Consider the following 19,881-nt stretch of genomic DNA (forward strand, 5'->3'; position numbering starts at 1 on the left):
CATGAGCAAAAAATAAAAAGGCTGTCCCATAAGACGGTCTTTTTTTACCTTTTGAAAAGCCATTTTATAAAGAAAGGGAATGCTTTTTGTTTAAAAAAAATCCCATATCATTGAAAAATTAAGGAAGAAATAAAACAAATCACCACAAAATATGTCAAACACACCTGGAAAATCAAATGCCGCGTCCTTTCGCCCGACGCAGAATGCAGATGGTGTATCTGAAAATCACCATATAGGCATCAACAGATTAGTAAAGCTTTCTCTCGTTATCGAAGGGAAAATTATAAAATACTATAAGCACTTCAAGCTTAAACAAAGTACCAGACGTCACCACGAATTTACACTCACTCTAGCGCATGATACCCTGGGAGAAAGACAGACTCATTCCCTGGATGATGCTAATAAATTTTTGGGAAAACGTCTTACGGCTGTCATTTCTTATAAAGATATTGATAACAGCCCTGAAAGAACATTCGTAGGAGTAATAACCGGCGTAGGATTCAGTCAGGAGAAAATGAGTCTCGGAAATATTGTACTAACGGGAAGCAGCCCTACTATTTTATTGGATGGAGCTCCGCATATTCAAAGTTTCGGAGGCGCACAACCTGTTAATGTAGGAATTATTGCAGAAGATGTTATCAAGCAGGGGATTGATAAAAGCCGTTTTGATATCAGGGTAGATGCCAATAATTTTTCTCAGATCATTTACAGCAGCCAATACGATGAAACTCATTATAATTATCTTGCAAGAATGGCTGAAGCGTATGGCGAACAGTTTTTCTATGACGGTGAGGTTTTGCATTTTGGGAAACTTCCACCACAGAATAAACCTATTATACTAACGTACGGAAGCAGTGCCAATGATATAAAAGTAGAATTAAAAGCCGTTCATACCAAGCCTCAATTCTATGGATACAATAGTAATAAACATGAAAAACTTACTTCCGGTTCTACGCCCATTAAGCATGTAGGAGATTTGGCGAAAACAGCCTATAATCATAACGAATCTATCTATAAAACACCGGCATTACAGATTGCACCCATTAAAGCAACCACGCATCTTGATGTAGAATATTCACAAAAAAGTGCTTCAGGAAGTGAAGCCGTAAATGTTTTTACCATTTCAGGAAATACTACAGTTCCTTTCCTGCATCCGGGATGTGTAGCTGATGTACAGATGCGTAAACAGGATTCTAATGAAACATCTTATTTTACAAGAATCATGATCACAGAAGCTGAACATGAAATTGACACCATAGGACATTATCATGGAAGTTTTGTTGGCATAGCAGCAGATACAGGATTTTTACCAAAACCGGAATACAGAATTCCAAAAGCTGAGCCACAAACAGCAACGGTGATTTCCAATACAGATCCGGAAGGGCAGGGAAGAATTCAGGTAAGATTTGATTGGCAGACTAATGATACTACTCATTTTATCCGTATGATGAGTCCGGACGCCGGAGGAACAGATCAGGTGTCTCAAAACAGAGGATACGTGGCAATTCCGGAAGTAGGAGATCAGGTAATGGTGAATTTTGTACACAGTCATCCTGACAGACCTTTTGTAATGGGAGGAATGTTTCACGGTGGAGTAGCGTTAGGAGGTGGAATTGATAATCATTTAAAGTCTATCCAAACCAGAAGCGGAATCAGAATTTTATTGAATGATAATGAGGGAAGTGTAACCATCCTTGATCCTAGTGGAAACAGTTATTTTATGGATGGTAAAGGAAATATCAATATGAAAGCTCCTAAAAATTTCACATTGAATGCAGGTGAGAATATCAATATCACTGCAGGAAAAGAAATTACCATTGATGCGGGAGCAAGCATTTCAAGTTCAGCTAACGAGGATATTGTCTCTACAGCCGGAAAAGATATTATGCAGACCGCTTCCGGAGATATCAGAGAATCTTCAGACAACAGAACAGAACTGGTAGATAAAGAATTTAAAAGACAATCTGAGACTTCCAATGAAATAGCAGGAGAAATTTCTATGTTCAGCGAAATGGAAAACATGACCATGCAAAGTGGGAAAATTGTAGAGTTCAACAGTGCTGAGAAATCAAAACTTTTCTGATATGGCGATTATTAAAACAGCAAAAAACATTGTGGTAACTGTAAAAGACACTTATCATCTGAACGTAGGAAAAAAGGTAGAAAAGATTGCAAAGAAGATCAATGTAGAGGCACAAAAAGAAAACCTTGTTTTAGCTAGTAACAAGAAGATTATGTCTCATGGTCATAAATAGTTTAAGAGCTTTTATTCTTTGTGTAGTATGTTGTTTTTCAACAATAAATTGTCAGAATAAAAAAATGGAAGAAAAATACAGTTGGCTGGGAACCGTTTCTGCACCGCAGGAATATCCTATGGAGATTTATAAAGGAGCTATTGTTGCTGATGATTTTACCTATGGCTTCGATGCTATTTGGGGAACACAGAACACCGGCTGGGGAAAAGAAGGCGGAACAATGAGTGTAGAAACCGAAAAAATGAATCTGCCACAACATCTTGAATTTACCTGGTATTCCTTGGTTGAAAAAAAGTTCTATACCGGAAAATGGGATCTTAATAAAGAAAAAATAAAGACCCTTTTTGATGAAGGATTTGTAGATCAGGATACCCGTAAGAGAACCACTTACAATTCTTTTGTGGTAGGATTGGCTCCTAAAGGAAAGGTTGTTCTTTGGGTAAAAGGTCCCGGAAATCAGAAAGAAGTAGGTGCTTTTCAGGCTCACGATACCATTATCACCAAAGAAAAAGCATACGATAATGCTCAATATATGTTTAAAGAAGGATTTGCAGACAGAATGCTGAAAGATCCGTCTTATAAAACATTCAAGCCTGAAGTTCGGAAAAAAATTGAAGAAGAAGGTTATCCTTCGGAAGATATTTACGAAGTCTATCGGGAAAAGTACAATTGGAAGCCAGATGTTATCCTTCCTGAAGGAGGTGTATGGCTGGACTTTGGATTTACTAATTATAATGGGGAACAGGAAAATCTTTTTGCTAAAAGTCTGAAAGATGATACCTACAAACCAAGGGCAATCCCAAAATTCTGTGGTTTTTATTGGCGTGATAAAAATAAAAACAGATATGCTGTATGGGTAGATGCTTTTGATGAAAAAGAAATCTTCGAATTGTTTCAGAAAATAGGGAAGGAAGAGGACATTGATTTTACCATTAAAGTAAATGAAGACAATACCAAAGTGTTTTTATCCTTAATGACTGAGCAGGGAGAAGTTTTCATTACCAAAGCAAAAGTAAGATTGTCCCGAAAAATAGAATAAGATTTCTGTGAACCAATTTAAAAACGAGAACTATGCACAATAATCAATTTGGAGGATACACCCCGTCAATAACCAAAGAAGAAGTATTGGATATTACGATTGGGATCTTTTTTGACGGAACTTTAAATAATAAAACAAACACCACAGAAAAGGCAAAGGGAACCGATGCGTATAAAAAACATGGTGGTAAAGTCACAGATAACAACAGTTACAACAATGATTGGAGCAATGTAGCCCGAATGTGGGATAACTATGATAAAAATTTCGGAATTTATATAGAAGGAATCGGAACAGAAGATGCTCAGGGAGATCAGACTTTAGGCTATGCGTTTGGGACCGGAGCCACCGGTATCAGATCCAAAGTAAGAAAAGGCTGTGAAGAGATTGTAAAAAAAGTAAAAACCATTAAAAGTGAGAAGAAGGCAGACAAAATTGCTGTACTTACTTTTGATGTGTTCGGTTTTAGCCGTGGGGCAGCAGCTGCACGAAACTTTGTACATGAAATCAGTAAAGCTAAATATAAAGCGTCTGCCCATACCGTTGCCAATGATGGAATGGTTGCGACTACCTATTCTGATGAGGATGGAAACTCTGTAGACTTACAGGAACTTCCTAAATGGGGTCATCTGGGATTGAAATTACAGGAAGCCGGGATTATCATTGATGTTTTAAAAGTAAGGTTTCTGGGTGTTTATGATACCGTTTCATCCTACTCAAAATACCTTTCTCCGAAACCTAATTTTAGTAATGATGTAGAAGAATTAAGCCTTAACGATATTGCAAAAGCTCAGACAGTGATCCACTTTATTGCAGAAGACGAACACAGAGAGAATTTTGACCTTACAAGAGTGCGTACAGGCATTGAAAAAACATTTCCGGGAGTTCACTGTGACGTAGGCGGAGCTTATGAAAACGGTGAAGAATCATGGGAAGAACTGGAAACAGCATGGGGATTCAGCCCCTCTAAGCTGGAAGCGTTGAGAGATGAACTGGAAGCAGAAGGCTGGTTTCATAAAGGAGAACTTATCATTACCTCCGGATTTTACTGGTCATTAAAAAGTACACGTAAATTAGTGAAGACATTCAGCTATATTCCGCTGCATTTTATGGCAGATTACGGGATTCAGAAAAATCTTCCGATTACAGATAAAAAAATGGTGAATGAAACTTATGCCATTGATTCTGACGCATTATTGGTAAGAGTTAAAAATCGTCTTGAACCTTATGTGATGGGAGACGGAAAACCTTACGCATTTATACCGAAAGCAGAATTGGAAAAGAAATATATGGGAGCATCCATTCCGCAAAAGAAATATGCAGAATATCAGAAAGAAGCTCAGGAACAAACTGATTTATTAGAACTTCGACATAAATATCTGCATTGGTCTGCAAGAAGAGAAGGTATCGGAATGGATCCAAGACCTAACAGAACAAGAGTTATTCACTAAAAAATTAAATCACATTACAAGAAATAGCCCTGAAGACGGAATATTATATGCAGAAGTTTAACACCCACATCATCCAGAAAAATGAAACCCTGAAAAGTATTGCAACACTTTATGGGCTGGATGCAGATACCCTGAAATTATTCCACAACAATCACTGTCAGGTAAAAGATATGATCCTCATAGAACTTACCGGGCAGAAGGAACTTTATATTCCAAGGATTGCCGTTGCGGATCAAAATAAAAAAGTACAGTTCGGAAGAGGTAACAGTATTGTTTTCCGACCAGAGAAATCATTCTGTAAATATGGAGTGATTGTCAATCTTGAAACAGGAAGCAGTAAAAATGAGCTAAAATACGAAACCTCGGTTCGCTGGTTAAAAAATGAAAGTCAGATTCACTTTTTTGAAATTGACAGAACATCTGATCTCTATCTTAACGAAGAAGAAATTAACGAAATTGCCGATACTTTAGCGTACAAAACATCCAAAGTTTTATATCCCTTACAGATAAGTGTGGATGAGCATGGTAAATTCCGTCAGGTAGAAAATCTTTCAGTATTTAAAGAGAGATGGACGGCAGTGAAGGAAGAAGTTTACAAGGAGTTTGAAGGTGATATTGTAGATAAATATTGTGAAAAGATAGAGGATATTATCAATGAACCGGATGCGATCAGTTTTTATTTGAAAAATGATTATTTCATCAGAACATTATTCTTTGGAATTTATCAGAGCTTCGGTCCCAATTTTAAGATAGAAGGTGAAGAAACCTTCCCTGTGGTGGATAATCCTATTGAACCGAGATACAAAATAAATATAGAAGTAGATCCGGTAAAAGATGAATATGACCTGGTGAATATATCCGGAGAAGGAAAATTAAATGAAGAAAGAACAGTATACGACTTCATCAACGAATCCCCTTTTTCAATGATTATTCAGGACCATCCGGTAATGAATGACAATGGAAATTTCAGATTACAGTATTATCTGAACGGGGAAACTTTACTTCCCGAAACCCTGTATCTGGAATGTAGTATAATGTTGGAAGAAGAAAAGAAAATATCAGTAGTGATTACTGCTGTATCAGAATAAAAAAACAGAATAAAATGAAAATTAAATTAAATCAGAAACTTTCTTTACTGATCTTTCTGGTGTATTTCGGTTTGTCCTTTGGGCAGAAAGTAGAATTTACGGTGCCTAAAAATATTCAGGTACTGGAAAGAGTTATCTTTGATTTTGAAAACGATTTTACCAAAAGCTCAGCAATGGATGCCGTTGCCACTGCAATGGGAGAGGGCTTTTCAACGAGTATTGACCTTTATAATCTGAAATATGATGCCGGCTCCAAAAATCCTTATCTGGAACTGGCATTGAATAAAGGTGCAAAATCAAAACAATTTATCCAACAGGCGAGTTGGAATATCAGCTTTACTAAACTTTCAAAGAAAAGTACGAAAGTAAGCATCTTCCTTGAAAATGTCATCCCTGACCGCTTATCGAAGAAAGATGTCGATGTAAAACAAACCAGATCCACTGGTAAAGTTGAAAAAGAAATTAAAGAATTCCTGTTAAATTCAAAAGCAACGGATCGTGCAACAGCAGATGCAGCCTCACCACGTGCCGAAGAAATTGCACGAATGAATGCTGAAGCAGATGCACAGTTCGCAGAAATAGAAGCGAGAAATCGTATTGAAAAAACGACATCAAAGAAACTACAGGCATTATTTACCAATAAACAATTTATTTCTTTACCGACAACAGCCGCTACTTTTACAAAACGCCTGCAGATACAACCTACAGAACCGGAATGTGAAAGCTGTAAAGGCGGAAAATATTCAAACTGGGATATTGATGAGGTTTTTAATCTGATCTATGCAACAATGGTTGATGGACAGGAATATTACGCTCTGCAATATTACGGTGATAAAAAAGTAGCAGGTTTACCTTACGGGCTTGTTTTCAATGAGAGTTCTCCTACAGAATGCCAGGAACTTTTTGCCAGATACAATGCGCAGCTTTATCAGACCACGGTAGATACTGATGAAAATTCATCCAGAGCATTAACGGTAGTTACTTTTAAAATGAATAAAAGTTTCATTCGTCTTGAGTTCGGGAATCAATACCTGACAAGACTGCTGGTTTCAAATAAAGAACAGTAAGGATGGCGGAAAAACATATTGTAGTACAGGGCGCAATGTGCAAGTGCCAGTTCGGGCAGGCTCCGGATAAACTTAAGGTACTTTCACATCAGAAAGAATACGCCAATGATAAAAGCGCTTCCAAAAAACTTATTGTAACCACAAAAGAAATAGGAGGAGCAACATTTGAGAAAAATACATTCGGAAATTGTACAAAACACGGCGGACCACCACCGCCATGTAAAATAATGGTCACCGAATGGCAGAAATTCTATGAAAAAGTACAGCTCAGCAATGGCGGATATATCATTCTGGAAGACAGTAAAGCCGTTTGTGCCGTTGCAGGAACTCCCTGCATAGAAATTATAGATCACGGACAGAGGGCTGAAGCAAGCCAGCAGAACTTTAAGAATGCAGATAAGGATGTCCAGCAGCAGATCAATCCTTTGGTAAATACGGAATCAATGTATAACGAGCAACCTTCCAATGATGAGGGAGAAGAATTTGTAATTTAAAATCAACAGGAAATGGCGAAAGGAGTTAAAGCGATAAGTTTCAGTGGTTCTTATTATCCTGATATGACGGTCCCTGGAAAAAGAGTGACATTAGTTGGTGATAAAGAAGTAACTTTTGTAGTTGTTGATTGGTTATCAGGTACTACTGCTGAAGACAAAAAGAACCCCGTTACATGGTTAGTACAGGATAGTAAAAGACAGAAAGTTACTAGCAGGACTGTATCTTATACCCGTAAATTTACAATACCCAAACACTTATGTGGTGGAAACCATTATTTTTATGTAGAAGCAAGTCTTTCAGGAAGCCCTGATAAACAAAATATCACAGGTTTATTTGTAAAAGGACATTGTACCCCTTTAATTATAAACACCAAGTGGAGTGTGAAATTAGGTGGTGCAGACAATCGTTCCCGACAGTTTTCTTTTGGTGAAAATGTTTTTTTAGGAGTAAGCACACAGGGAATTAATGGAAGTTTTGTTACCGTAGAGGTGTATAGAATGAATTCTGAAGTTACTTTTGAAAAAATTAAGAACAGGATTACTGATAAAAACTACGACCCCACTGCGGATGATGTTCTGGCAAAAGTATTTGAAAAACAGGCTTGGGTTATAAACGGGCAGATCAATACTGATTTTACGATACAACGTTCTTGGGGGAAGGGACAAGATATTACCGAGTTTTATATTAAAATAAAAGACGGTAAGAATTATATTAAAGACGACAGAGGAAATATTATCCATGGACGTTTTTTAAAAGTTCAGAACAAAACGGTTCCCGTTAAAACCAATATTACCACGCTTAATAATAATGCTCCTGTAAAGGTAGGACAAACTGATAAAAAGGTAGATTCAATATCTACATGTAAGTTTCAGGTCATCAAATTCTCAGAAAGGAACAATCTGGTTGAGCTTTTTAACGAAGGGAAGTTCATTAATAAAATGGACCCAAGCAGTAAGTTCTACACCATTAGAAATATCAACTACGATTATGATAAATCTAATATCAGAGCAGATGCTAAGCCAGTTTTGGCTGAGGTAGTACAGTTTCTTACCAAACTAATGCCGTATGTACCTGTGGAACTGGGCTCTCATACAGATTCCAGAGGAACAGACGAATACAATATGGCGCTTTCAAAACGCAGAGCACAATCTGTAGTAGATTATCTTGTTAAGAATGGGGTAGATGAAAGAAGAATTCATGCCAAAGGATACGGGAAGTCCATGCCTTTACATTCCGGTAACAATTTAACAGAAGGAATGCATGAGCAAAACAGGAGAACAACCATCAAATTCTTGATCAGCGATAAAGATGCCTTGCCAATAGAATATTCTTTGATTGCTCCTGATATTAATCACGCACAGGCTTCTGCACTTATTATTAATGGAGTTTCAAGAAAAGGGTGTTATCATAAACCTGAAAAGCATACATTACAGGTACGGGTGATCAGTGGGTATACAAACGGAAGTCCTATTACTTTGAAGGAAGGTAATAATAGCATCAACTATAAAGTATACAGTAATGAACCTAAACTTGGTGATTTCCTGCATTCCTTTTTCCTGGGAAGTAGATTTGCACACCAGTTTTTTATAAATTCATGTGCTTATTATTCTAAAATGGATAAGAAAGAAGCAAAGCCTACCTTGGTTTTAAATACTTATCCGGATGCCGTGCTGACGCAGAACTTAAGAATGAGCTATAAAGACCCGTTCTTTTGGAATGATGTTCCTGTGAAACTTGTAGATAACTTTGAGTGGCTTGATGAAACAGTAGATTCAGTAAAAAAAAGTATCACCAATCTTAAAGAATTTTCTCCAAAAGAAGTAAATGAGCTTTCTGATACAATTTTTGAATTCCTTCAAGAAGAAACCCATAAGTTCGCTTTAGGAGTACATTTTATTTATAATTTTGGAGATATTGAAAAAAGAAAATCTCCGGCGAGTACAATTGATTTCACTCGTGATTATCGTTACCTCACAGCAATTGCATTAATTATCATGTATATTATTGAAATTGCAATTATACTTTTAATAATCTGGTTTACGCGAGGTAAAGGGGCATTTGGAAGAATCAGAAAGCACAGAAGATTCTTTAAGACCATAGATAAGATGGGAGATTGGGGCTTTGAAATAGTATACCCCAAAATGGCAGAAAACAGAAGCATGTATTTTGAATCTACCCTTGGGAAAATTTCCAGAGTAGTTGAAATTAACAGTAAAGCAGATCCACTGTTAGGAATCTCCTATAAAAAAGAAGTGAGCCTTCTTGAAATAGAAAAGGTTGCGGCAAAGCTTAAAAAAGTTTTGGGTGAAGATGTTTTGAAAAATACTAAACTGAAGTTTGAATTTGAAGGGAAAATATTTGCTCAATTTAAGGTAAGAGCAAACTTTGGTTCAAAGAAAATATATGTACGAGACTTTATTTCTAATCTTAACAGTGGTGAAGGGAAATTTACTGCTGGTATGGGGATTGTTGCTGGAGCATCTTTAAAAGGCTTTAATTTGCAAAAGGAAAAAATGATAGAAATTATACCTATATACCCACCTGCAGATTTAAGAATTAAACTTGAAGCTAAATTAGATGTAGACCTAGGGGGGTATATGACATATTCTCGTAATTATGCTTTGGATTATAATTCTAAACAAGAACCAACGGGAATTTATTATCAGGATGTTATTTTCTTTTCTGGGTTAAAAGGAACTATACATCAACGGGTAGCAACAACAATGAATGGAAGAAACGTCTTTGATACCAATAAAGAAGATAAACCTGTTCCTTTTACTTTATTGGAAGGTGATACTTACTATTTAGATAAAGTTTATATTTTTAAAATTTAGTTATGAGAAAAAATATCATATTTACAGCACTTTCAGTTAGTATATTGAGCTGTTCACAACAAACAAAATCAAATAATAGTATGCAATCAGATATTACATCATCAAATATAGTAGAAAAAGTTAACGAACAAGTTAAACATTATCCCCAAGAACCCGTATATCAGGTTTATGTAAAGAATTCACTATGTGTCTATGAACTTTTAGTCAATGATTATCCTGTTGCTAAAATGTTTAATTATGGACAAATGATGACTCCATTTACAATTAATAATGCAATATTAGAAAGTGGTAAACAAAAAATTACTTTGCGTCTATATCCTGCACCGGCTGAATATAGTAGATCAGGAGATTTTTTATCACCTAACACTTTATGTAATCTTGAAATAGAATATGTAGATAATAAAAATCCTAACCAGGTGTCCTCTGTAAAAGAATTTAAACTTCCTACTAAGGTAAGAATGGCTGGCGAGCATAATGATATGGCAATTCCTGAGTTTGAAGGTGCAGGGAAAAAGTATTATGAGATCACATATGAGTTTGAGGCAACAGTTCCTTATATAATTGATGGTTGGAAAAAAGGACAAGATCTTACGAAGATAGATCAAAAAAAATTAGAAGAAGAAGTGGTTAAAGTTAATCTAAATAGGAAAAAAGAGGTTGAAGGAAAATTGATTAATAAGATTGCTTCGAGTGCATATTTGCCGTTTAAAGAACAGATGGTAAGTGAATATGAAACTAAAGAATATATAACAAAATCATGGAAAGAATATATTGAGGTTTATTCAAATCCTACTTATAAGATTCAACCTATGAAAGATTATAAAATGGTATTTTTTGGTAACGGTAAAATGGTATGTTTACGTCAAACATCTAACGATGTACGTTTAAAAGAACAATCTGGACTTTGGGGTACTTATAAGCTGGATGGGACTACTTACTCAGATTTCCATTATTTATATTTATATCTCCCAGAAGGAAAGAAACTAGAAGATGGTCTTGAAGTAATACGTTAATCCATGAAAAATGTTATTCTCCTTTTTGTTTCTGTTGTAAGCTTTTGGGCATGTTCTCAAAAGGAAACCACTGTTATAGATCAAAATGGAGGCATAACATCTTCTAATATTATAGAAAAGATTAACGAACAAGTTAAGCATTATTCCCAAGAACTTGTATATCAGGTTTATGTAAAGAATTCATTATGTGTCTATGAACTTTTAGTAAATGATTATCCTGTAGCAATTGAAAGAGAATATGGACAACAAATGACACCATTTATTATTAATAATGCTATTCTAAAAAATGGTAAACAAAAAATTACTTTGCGCTTATATCCTGCACCAGCTGAATATAGTAGATCAGGTGATGTATTTTCTCCTAATACATCGTGTAAACTTGAAATAGAATATGTAAATAAAAAAGATCCTAATTATAATGCTATAACAGTTAACGAATTTAAACTTCCGACTAAGGTAAGAATGGCTGGGGAGCATAATGATATGGCAATTCCTGAATTTGAAGGAGCTGGAAAAAAGTATTATGAAATCACATATGAATTCGATGCTACTGTTCCTTATGAAAACGAAGGTTGGAGTAAAGGGCAAGATCTTACAAAATTAGATCAGAAGCTTTTAGAGAAAAAAACTGTAGAATTTTATAATTACTATAAAAATATTTATTCTTCCAATAAAGCTGATGAACTTGCCAAGAACAAATATTCTTCTCTTCTCAGAGATGCTGTCTCAGAATATATGGAAAAGACAGATATAAAAGAAATGTGGGATGAAAGCTGTTCTAATTTATCTGTTAAGAAGGAATGGTTACCATTTAATTATAGAACAAAATTTTATGGAAATGGAAAAATTATTGCTCTTCTCCAAAAATCGGAAAATGATGTTAGATTAGCTGGAACATCTGCCTTAGCTTTCTCATACAAGGAAGATGGTACTACATATGGATCCTTTATTGGAGTATATCTTTATCTCCCAGAAGGAAAGAAACTAGAAGATGGTCTTGAAGTAATACGTTAATCTATGAAAAATGCTATTCTCCTTTTTGTTTCTGTTATAAGCTTTTGGGCATGTTCTGAAAAGAAAAAATATCGTCAATTAAAATCCCATTTATGTTTAAAAAAACGATCAACCTTTGTCTCATTCTTTTTCTGGTTTCCTATGCAAAATCACAAAATACAAATAATATCTGTGCCGATTGTGGAGACTTTGATCTGCTCAAGATTACTTTCGATGAGAATGTAAATGCAATTACCGCCAAAGCTGACCCTTTTAAAACTGTTTTTGTGAATAAGACATGTGAAGAAAAAGAAGCAAAGCAATTGTTCGAAGATGATGATACCTGCGGATTTAAGTATAATATTTTCAAAAAGAAAACAGAAAAACCCTACCTGTCTGTAGATGGGAACTTTAAATTTGATGTTCTCCATCTGCTGACAAACGCTAAAAATGAACTCGCAGCATACAACACTTCTACGGAATTTACAGGAGATGAAAAAAAGTTTCAATTATTAGTAAATACCATTACACAGAAATTTAAAACAAATCCGGTATGTAAGACCCTTTTTTTGGATGAAACTTTGGTGTATCAATGGAATACCGATTCTTATTTCTGTCAGTTAACACGATCAAAAGCTAAACAGGAACAAGGCGCAAAAATCAAAGGGAAAACCAGAATAGATCAATATTATTATATTACGCTAAGCGTTTATAAAAACAATAGATTGGATCCTAAAATAAAAGAAATCATTCGTCGTAATGAACACTTTGTGATCTATAAAGAAAAAGACTTTGTAAAATAATAAGCTTATGTGAAAACCAGCAAACTATAAAAACAAAAAAGGTTGATCTTCTTGTAAGATCAACCTTTTTTAATAAATATACTTGAATTATTTTACTAAAAACTGTGTTGTCGTTTCATCCAGTTTAAGAATATAAACTCCCTGCCCAAGATTTACAGTTCTGATTACATTCCCGTTTCTGAAAGGTTTGTCGATACTCTGAAGAACTTTTCCCTGTAACGTATAAATTTCAGCTTTTTTAACATTCTGAATATCTCCCTTTACAAAAATTTCCTGATTCGTGATTGGGTTCGGAGAAATTTTAAATGCCGCTTCTGTAGCAACATTTTGAGCTAGCTTGGCAGAAGAACCAGAATAGCAGGTCCATGTAAGATCATCAATAGCAATTCGGTTACTTGAAGAATTATTAACCAGACTTACCGTTACATTTCCGGAAACATTGATGTTATTAATTGTGGTAGTCGTAGCCGTTGTGCTATAAGGAACTGTTCCCACAGTTGTCCCGTTTACCTTCACATCAAGAACGCCGTTATTACCTGAAAATTTCAACTGAGTAGTTACTGTTAAAGAACCAATACCATTCGCTGAGCTACCGGATGTTAAAGAACCGTTTCTTACAGTAATTGCTTTATTATTGATCGTTTGGTCAGTTCGTGAGTCTGTTGCAGTCCATGAAATCCCATTATTGCTCCATGTTTTGGTAGAATATGTAGAACTTGCAGCTGGAATAGACTCAAAATTTTCATTTGCACAACCTGTAGATGGAGTAGTACCACCGCCCGCGTTTGTTGTTCCTGAAACAGTAGCGCTGTTGGCAGAAGAATTTCCGGCAGCATCCTGAGCTACAATATAAAAACTGTAAGTTGTAGAAGGAGCTAGTCCTGAAATAGTTGTTGAGGTTGAATTTACTGTTGTTTTCAGGGTTCCATCCATATAAACGTTGTATGAAGATACCCCTACATTATCCGTAGAAGCATTCCATGAAAGAGCAATACTGTTGGATGTTTTTCCTGAAACAGTTAAACCTGTTGCCACTGTCGGAGCCTGAGTATCATTAGACGATGGCTGAGATCCCCAGATAAGATTCACATAATTTGGATTATCGATGAAAGGGTTTCTGTTACCCTGATAAGTATAAGAAGCATTATTTCTCTTGATTTCAGCCTGAGAAACCGGGTCCTGATTATGCCACGCAAGAAGAACATTCAATTCCCAGGTCTGAAGCCCCGGAAACGCAGAACTTCCCAGCATATTTCCTGAACTGAAAGAAGAAAGTTTACTCTGATAACGCGTTACGAAATAGAAGATCATACGTGCCACATCACCCTTAAATTCATCAATAGGCTCGAAAACCGTTCCGGAATAGCCGGAAGAGGATGAATTACCAAGCTTTGAACCATTTTTAGAAGTAAAAGTAGCACTCCCCACCTTTCCAAAAGGATAATTACTTCTCATCCCATTTACCTTACCATCCGTAGCACGAATAAAGTGGATATCCGCTACCATTGGAGAAGCCTGACTGAATAAACTTTGTGGAACAATATGCTCTCTGTTGTAGCAATTCCCTTCCGTAGAATAGGTTCCGCATTGATTGCCTCCCGGTGTATAATTATAAGGATCAGCGCCTACAGGTTTTTCAGAATAAATATCAAGGATTGATCCGTCATTTTCGTAATCTTTATCAATATCTGTGGTTTTATAAGCTGTCCACAATCCATTGTAGCCCTTATCCTGATGTCCGCTGGTGATAATACTGCTTAATGCCGTTTTCAATGCTGCGCCGCTAAGCCCATTGGCAGCATTATAGTAACCTGCAGGAGCCTGAGCATTCGCAAGTCCCGCAAATACAGTAAATAGAATGATTTTTTTCATATTAATATAATTTCACAACAAGATTACTACATTTTTGTGAATAAAAAATTACATTATTATTAATTTTGAATGTATCGCATTTATATTTCGCAAATGAATTATAATTGATTAATAAAATACATTAATTTAAAATATTTAATGAATATATGACTTAATATTTGAGTTTAAAATAAAAAAAGCCGGCACAAAAGTACCGGCATATCATATAATAATAGCTATAAAATCTTATTTTCTCTGCGGCGGATAATTTTTCATGATCTCAGCCATGATTTCAGGAATCTGTCTCTGTTTAGATCTTGGAGAATCTACAGAAATTCCGCTTCCGATACCCTGCCATACCAATTTATTCGTTTTTGAATCAATCAGATCTACAATCAAAGCACCTTCATTATAATTGCTCGTCCATGTTCTGTTCATACCAACGCCCCATCCGAAAGGTCCGCCCCATCCCCACATTCCGTAAGGAGAAGTTGTATTGATATCCGTTATTTTTTTATGATTCGCTTTTACGTTGATAATCAGATCTGGGTTCTCTCCGGATTGTAGTCCTTTCGCCTGAAGTTGTCTTGAAAGCTCATTAAGAACTCTGTCTTTATCAATATCATTCAATTTTAGATCATCAATTCTTATTTTATACGTTCTGTAAGAATTGAAATTAGCTGTTTCAGCATAATCTGAACGTACCTGAAAAGGGCTACATGAAGTTAATCCTAATGTAGCTGCTGCCAACAAAATAAAAATATATTTTTTCATTTTATTTATTTTTTTTATCAATTTTAATGAATGTATCAGTCTTTTTATCGTACCCGTACGGACAATGTCTGCAACCGCTTTTACAGCAATGTCCTCTTTTCAGATGAAATTTTTCTGTAAAAACCTTGTATCCCTGTTCATTATAGTAAAAGTCTTCACCTTCTTTGATGTCATAATGGGTCATAAGTTAAACGTAAGTCAAAAAACTTTTTATATTTGTTAGTATGATAATTATATGCCAAAAGCCGTTAAAAAGATTAAAAATTAATGGCATTGCTCTTTTTCCCTTTATCTTCATTAGGAAACCCGAAGATAAGGAAAATAAAGTACTTATCAATCACGAAAAAATTCATTTAAGACAGCAGCTGGAAATGCTTGTTATTTTCTTTTATATCTTTTATGTTATTGAATATTATTACTGGTTTTTCAAACTTAAAGACGGTGACCTCGCTTACAGAAGGATCTCATTCGAAAGAGAAGCGTATGCTAATGAATCCAACCTGGATTACCTTAGAAAAAGACGGTTTTGGAGGTTTAGAAAGTATTTGTAAGTTTGTTAGACATCAGACATCAGACATCAGATATTGGTTATCAGTTTTTTGTGAATGAATGGCTGCATCAATAGGGATGGGCTTTAGCCCATCTAAATAAAATACCCCAAATACAATGGCTTTAGCCAAAACACACATATTGAAACACAAAATATCACAACATAATATCATGTAATTTTACAACATTCTTTCCATGTCATTATGATAAAAAAATCATAAGTAATCTTTTATTATTTTTGTATTTCGTAAACCATGAGTAGCCAACAATCGAAATGCTATTAAAAGTCCCTACAGAACCTGTTCCTATTCAGGAAATTCCAACTTATAAAAATGTAAGGCTCTTTATGAAGAGAGAAGACCTTATTCACCCTCAGATTTCAGGAAATAAATACTGGAAATTATTTTATAATATCAATCATTATCTGGAGAAAAACCCTGAAAAGCCTTACGTTATTACTTTTGGAGGCGCTTTCTCCAATCATATTGCCGCAGTTTCCGCAGTAGGAAATCTTGCAGGTATTCCGACCCTTGGAATTATCAGAGGACAAGAACTGGAACATAAATGGAGAGATAATCCAACATTACTCTTTGCTAAAAGAAACGGCATGAACCTGAAATTTGTCACCCGTGAAGAGTATCGTCATAAAGAAAAACTGACCGAATTCCTTCAACAGGAGTTCCCTGAGGCACTCGTAGTACCGGAAGGAGGAACCAATGAAGATGCCGTGGAAGGTGTGAAAATGATGCTCAATGAGCAAACAAAAGATTTTGACTATCTTTGCACCGCAGTTGGAACTGGAGGTACCATTGCCGGAATTTCAAAATTTTGTGAAGAAAATCAGAAAGTTATAGGATGTAAGGTCGTTGACGATGATTCACTTGATAATAAAATTTTTGAATTAACTTTGAAACAGAATTTTAATCTAATAGATTCATGTTTCGGAGGTTATGGTAAAATAAGTGATGAAAATATCCGTTTTATCAATGATTTCAAAGAGAAATACGATATTCCTCTGGAACCAATTTATACAGGAAAGATGATGCAGAAGGTTTTTGAACTGATTGAAGAAGATTATTTTCCTGAAAACAGCAGCATTTTGTGCTTTCATACGGGTGGATTGCAAGGAATTGAAGGTGCTAATCTGCTTTTAGAAAAACAGAATAGAAATTTAATTATATAAGTAAAATTGAGAAACATGAAAAGACTTTTCCTATCCATAAGCCTTTTAGTTGTATCAAAATTTTCTGCTCAGGGATGGGCTACCGAAGATCAGTACATTCAGAAATTTGCTAAATATGCAGTAGAGGAAATGGAAAAATATAAAATTCCGGCTTCTATTACTCTTGCACAGGGACTTCTTGAAACAGGAGGCGGGCAAAGCAGATTGGCACAGGAAGGTAAAAATCACTTCGGAATAAAATGTAAAGAAGACTGGACCGGTAAAACGATGAAACATACGGACGACGCTCCAAACGAATGTTTCCGTGTATATGACGATCCAAGACAGTCTTACGAAGATCACTCTATATTTTTATCCACAAGAAAATACTACGCAAATCTTTTCAAGCTAGATATGAAGGACTACAGAGCGTGGGCAACAGGATTGAAAAAAGCAGGTTATGCAACCAATCCGCGCTATGCTTCTATCCTTATTACTAAAATTGAAAAGTACAGACTATACGAATATGACAACACCAATTCTAATGAAGTGTTGTATGCTGTTCTTAAAATGTATCCTGACCTGAAAGATGACAGAGCTTTTATGGCACAGTTGGAACCTTCAAAAGCAGGAAAAAAAACTAAAGAACCGGTTACGGTAGAAGTTCCTTACAAACAAACTTCTTATGCACAACAGCAAAAAAGAGTAGAGCGAATTAAAACAAAAGCAGAGATTCTGAACTCTATTCTTATCAAAAGTCACCCGAACGACGGGCTGAAATATATCATTATCCCTGAAGATACCGATGTTAAATTCATTGCCAATAAATTTAAAGTAAGCGAAAGCCGATTAATGAAATGGAATGAACTGGAAAACGAAACATTGAAGAAAAACTCTATTGTCTTCCTTGAATCCAAGAACTCTTCAGGAAACACAGCCACTTATAAAGCTGAATCAGGTGAAGATATGCATGATATTGCCCAGAAATTCGGAATCAAGTTACATAAATTGTATGCTAAAAACAGAATGGATGAAGGACAGAAACCTTCTGCAGGACAGCTGATTTATCTGATTGATAAAAAACCTAGAAACTAATTTAATTTTTTGTTGATAGCTTAAGTTGACAGTAAGATGCCAACCAGCAAATTGTCAACGCCAACCGAAAATATATGAAGTATCAAAGAAGTTCGGCTTTATTTGATGAAGCCTACAAATACATTCCGGGAGGGGTAAACTCCCCGGTAAGAGCATTCAAATCCGTAGGAGGAGTGCCTGTTTTCATGAAATCAGCGAAAGGTGCTTACCTTACTGATGCGGATGACAATACCTATATCGATTATATCAATTCATGGGGACCAGCTATTTTAGGACATACCCATCCTGAAGTATTGGAAGAACTGAAAATTCAGGCAGAAAAAGGATTCTCTTTCGGGGCTCCAACAGAACTGGAAACTGAAATTGCAAAGTTCATCATTGAAAATGTTCCCAATATTGACCAGATCAGAATGGTTTCTTCAGGTACAGAAGCTTGTATGAGCGCAATCCGACTGGCAAGAGGATATACTAAGAGAGACAAAATTGTAAAATTTGAAGGGTGCTACCACGGGCATTCAGATTCATTCCTGATTAAGGCAGGAAGTGGTGCCGCAACTTTTGGGAATCCAAATTCTCCGGGAGTAACGGAAGGTACTGCGAAGGATACATTATTGGCTCGTTATAATGATTTTGAACAGGTTCAGGATTTATTCCGTCACAATCCGGGAGAAATTGCAGCGGTAATCATTGAACCGGTTGCAGGAAACATGGGGTGCGTATTACCGGAAAATGATTTCCTACAAAACCTAAGACAAATCTGTGATGAAAATGGAGCTTTATTAATTTTTGATGAAGTAATGACAGGTTTCAGATTAGCTTTCGGAGGAGCTCAGGAACTTTTCAACGTAAAAGCTGACCTTGTAACTTACGGAAAAGTAATCGGAGGCGGACTTCCGGTAGGAGCTTTTGCAGGAAGAAACGAAATTATGGATCACCTGGCTCCAAAAGGAGGTGTTTACCAGGCTGGAACATTAAGTGGAAATCCATTAGCGATGAGAGCGGGATTAAAAACTCTTCAGTTAATCAAAAATGATCCTGAATTCTTCAACAGGCTAAGCAAAACAACACAGACTTTAGATCTTGAAATCGGAAAGATTTTAAATGAAAAAGGAATTGCTCATAAAATCAACAGAAAAGGTTCGATGATGTCTGTATTCTTCCATACGAACAGAGTTTCTAATTTTGATGAAGCACAGGAAGCCAACCATTCATTGTTCAATAATTTCTTCCACCAATTGCTTCAAAATGGAGTGTATCTGCCACCAAGTGGTTATGAAACATACTTCATCAGTGATGCGATCAAAGAAAAAGAAATTGATATGACATTGGAAGCCGTTAGGAAATTTGAATATTCTAATAAATAATAAGAAGAGACTGTCTCAAAAGGCAGTCTCTTTTTTTATCTCTATGCTATT

At 35.7% G+C, this 19,881-nt stretch carries 18 protein-coding genes; 15 read left to right on the forward strand and 3 right to left on the reverse strand.

The features are described 5' to 3' along the window. The first annotated feature begins 151 nt into the window (after window positions 1-151). The 11 genes from AC5YGG_RS10840 to AC5YGG_RS10890 all read left to right on the forward strand — a co-directional run bounded on the left by AC5YGG_RS10840 (window position 152) and on the right by AC5YGG_RS10890 (window position 13,035). Window positions 152-2,083 carry a type VI secretion system Vgr family protein gene (locus AC5YGG_RS10840; RefSeq protein WP_496144514.1) on the forward strand — a complete coding sequence of 644 codons (1,932 nt, stop codon included), beginning with the start codon at window positions 152-154 and terminating at the stop codon, window positions 2,081-2,083. A gap of 1 nt (window position 2,084) precedes the next feature. After that, window positions 2,085-2,255, forward strand: coding sequence for a hypothetical protein (locus AC5YGG_RS10845; protein ID WP_496144515.1), 171 nt, complete (start codon window positions 2,085-2,087; stop codon window positions 2,253-2,255). Between the two features lie 64 nt (window positions 2,256-2,319). Then, window positions 2,320-3,294, forward strand: coding sequence for a DUF2931 family protein (locus AC5YGG_RS10850; RefSeq protein ID WP_496144516.1), 975 nt, complete (start codon window positions 2,320-2,322; stop codon window positions 3,292-3,294). Between the two features lie 32 nt (window positions 3,295-3,326). Beyond that, window positions 3,327-4,742, forward strand: a complete 1,416-nt coding sequence (locus AC5YGG_RS10855) for a T6SS phospholipase effector Tle1-like catalytic domain-containing protein (protein WP_496144517.1) — start codon at window positions 3,327-3,329, stop codon at window positions 4,740-4,742. Between the two features lie 47 nt (window positions 4,743-4,789). Further along, on the forward strand, window positions 4,790-5,830 hold the full coding sequence (locus AC5YGG_RS10860) for a hypothetical protein (protein WP_496144518.1): 1,041 nt from the start codon (window positions 4,790-4,792) through the stop codon (window positions 5,828-5,830). A gap of 14 nt (window positions 5,831-5,844) precedes the next feature. After that, complete coding sequence (locus tag AC5YGG_RS10865) at window positions 5,845-6,897, forward strand: hypothetical protein (RefSeq protein ID WP_496144519.1); 1,053 nt, start codon at window positions 5,845-5,847, stop codon at window positions 6,895-6,897. A gap of 2 nt (window positions 6,898-6,899) precedes the next feature. Next, on the forward strand, window positions 6,900-7,391 hold the full coding sequence (locus AC5YGG_RS10870) for a DUF4280 domain-containing protein (RefSeq protein ID WP_496144520.1): 492 nt from the start codon (window positions 6,900-6,902) through the stop codon (window positions 7,389-7,391). Between the two features lie 12 nt (window positions 7,392-7,403). Continuing rightward, a complete protein-coding gene (locus tag AC5YGG_RS10875; protein WP_496144521.1) occupies window positions 7,404-10,226 on the forward strand; it encodes an OmpA family protein in 2,823 nt (940 codons plus the stop codon). A gap of 2 nt (window positions 10,227-10,228) precedes the next feature. After that, window positions 10,229-11,239: a hypothetical protein gene (locus AC5YGG_RS10880; RefSeq protein WP_496144522.1), complete on the forward strand. Its 1,011-nt coding sequence runs from the start codon at window positions 10,229-10,231 to the stop codon at window positions 11,237-11,239. Between the two features lie 3 nt (window positions 11,240-11,242). After that, on the forward strand, window positions 11,243-12,253 hold the full coding sequence (locus tag AC5YGG_RS10885) for a hypothetical protein (RefSeq protein WP_496144523.1): 1,011 nt from the start codon (window positions 11,243-11,245) through the stop codon (window positions 12,251-12,253). A 92-nt stretch (window positions 12,254-12,345) separates the two neighbouring features. Beyond that, the gene (locus AC5YGG_RS10890) at window positions 12,346-13,035 is read left to right on the forward strand and encodes a hypothetical protein (protein WP_496144524.1); all 690 of its coding nucleotides are present in this window, start codon (window positions 12,346-12,348) and stop codon (window positions 13,033-13,035) included. Between the two features lie 87 nt (window positions 13,036-13,122). Here the strand turns inward: AC5YGG_RS10890 and AC5YGG_RS10895 are convergent, their stop codons facing one another. The 3 genes from AC5YGG_RS10895 to AC5YGG_RS10905 all read right to left on the reverse strand — a co-directional run bounded on the left by AC5YGG_RS10895 (window position 13,123) and on the right by AC5YGG_RS10905 (window position 15,844). Further along, window positions 13,123-14,907, reverse strand: coding sequence for an endonuclease (locus tag AC5YGG_RS10895; RefSeq protein WP_496144525.1), 1,785 nt, complete (start codon window positions 14,905-14,907; stop codon window positions 13,123-13,125). Between the two features lie 225 nt (window positions 14,908-15,132). After that, on the reverse strand, window positions 15,133-15,660 hold the full coding sequence (locus AC5YGG_RS10900) for a DUF4136 domain-containing protein (RefSeq protein ID WP_065396090.1): 528 nt from the start codon (window positions 15,658-15,660) through the stop codon (window positions 15,133-15,135). Window position 15,661: 1 nt separating this feature from the next. Next, window positions 15,662-15,844: a C1orf53 family protein gene (locus AC5YGG_RS10905; RefSeq protein ID WP_496144526.1), complete on the reverse strand. Its 183-nt coding sequence runs from the start codon at window positions 15,842-15,844 to the stop codon at window positions 15,662-15,664. A 40-nt stretch (window positions 15,845-15,884) separates the two neighbouring features. Here AC5YGG_RS10905 and AC5YGG_RS10910 point away from each other — a divergent pair, with 40 nt between their 5' ends. The 4 genes from AC5YGG_RS10910 (at window position 15,885) to hemL (ending at window position 19,830) form a co-directional block, all read left to right on the forward strand. Beyond that, the gene (locus AC5YGG_RS10910; RefSeq protein WP_496144527.1) at window positions 15,885-16,211 is read left to right on the forward strand and encodes a hypothetical protein; all 327 of its coding nucleotides are present in this window, start codon (window positions 15,885-15,887) and stop codon (window positions 16,209-16,211) included. A gap of 272 nt (window positions 16,212-16,483) precedes the next feature. Further along, window positions 16,484-17,392, forward strand: coding sequence for a 1-aminocyclopropane-1-carboxylate deaminase/D-cysteine desulfhydrase (locus AC5YGG_RS10915; protein ID WP_496144528.1), 909 nt, complete (start codon window positions 16,484-16,486; stop codon window positions 17,390-17,392). Between the two features lie 15 nt (window positions 17,393-17,407). After that, on the forward strand, window positions 17,408-18,466 hold the full coding sequence (locus tag AC5YGG_RS10920) for a glucosaminidase domain-containing protein (protein ID WP_496144529.1): 1,059 nt from the start codon (window positions 17,408-17,410) through the stop codon (window positions 18,464-18,466). Between the two features lie 74 nt (window positions 18,467-18,540). Next, window positions 18,541-19,830 (forward strand): glutamate-1-semialdehyde 2,1-aminomutase, encoded by a 1,290-nt coding sequence (gene hemL / locus AC5YGG_RS10925; RefSeq protein WP_496144530.1) that lies wholly within the window; start codon window positions 18,541-18,543, stop codon window positions 19,828-19,830. Window positions 19,831-19,881: the final 51 nt, after the last annotated feature.

This window comes from Chryseobacterium sp. CS2K3, from assembly GCF_059515185.1.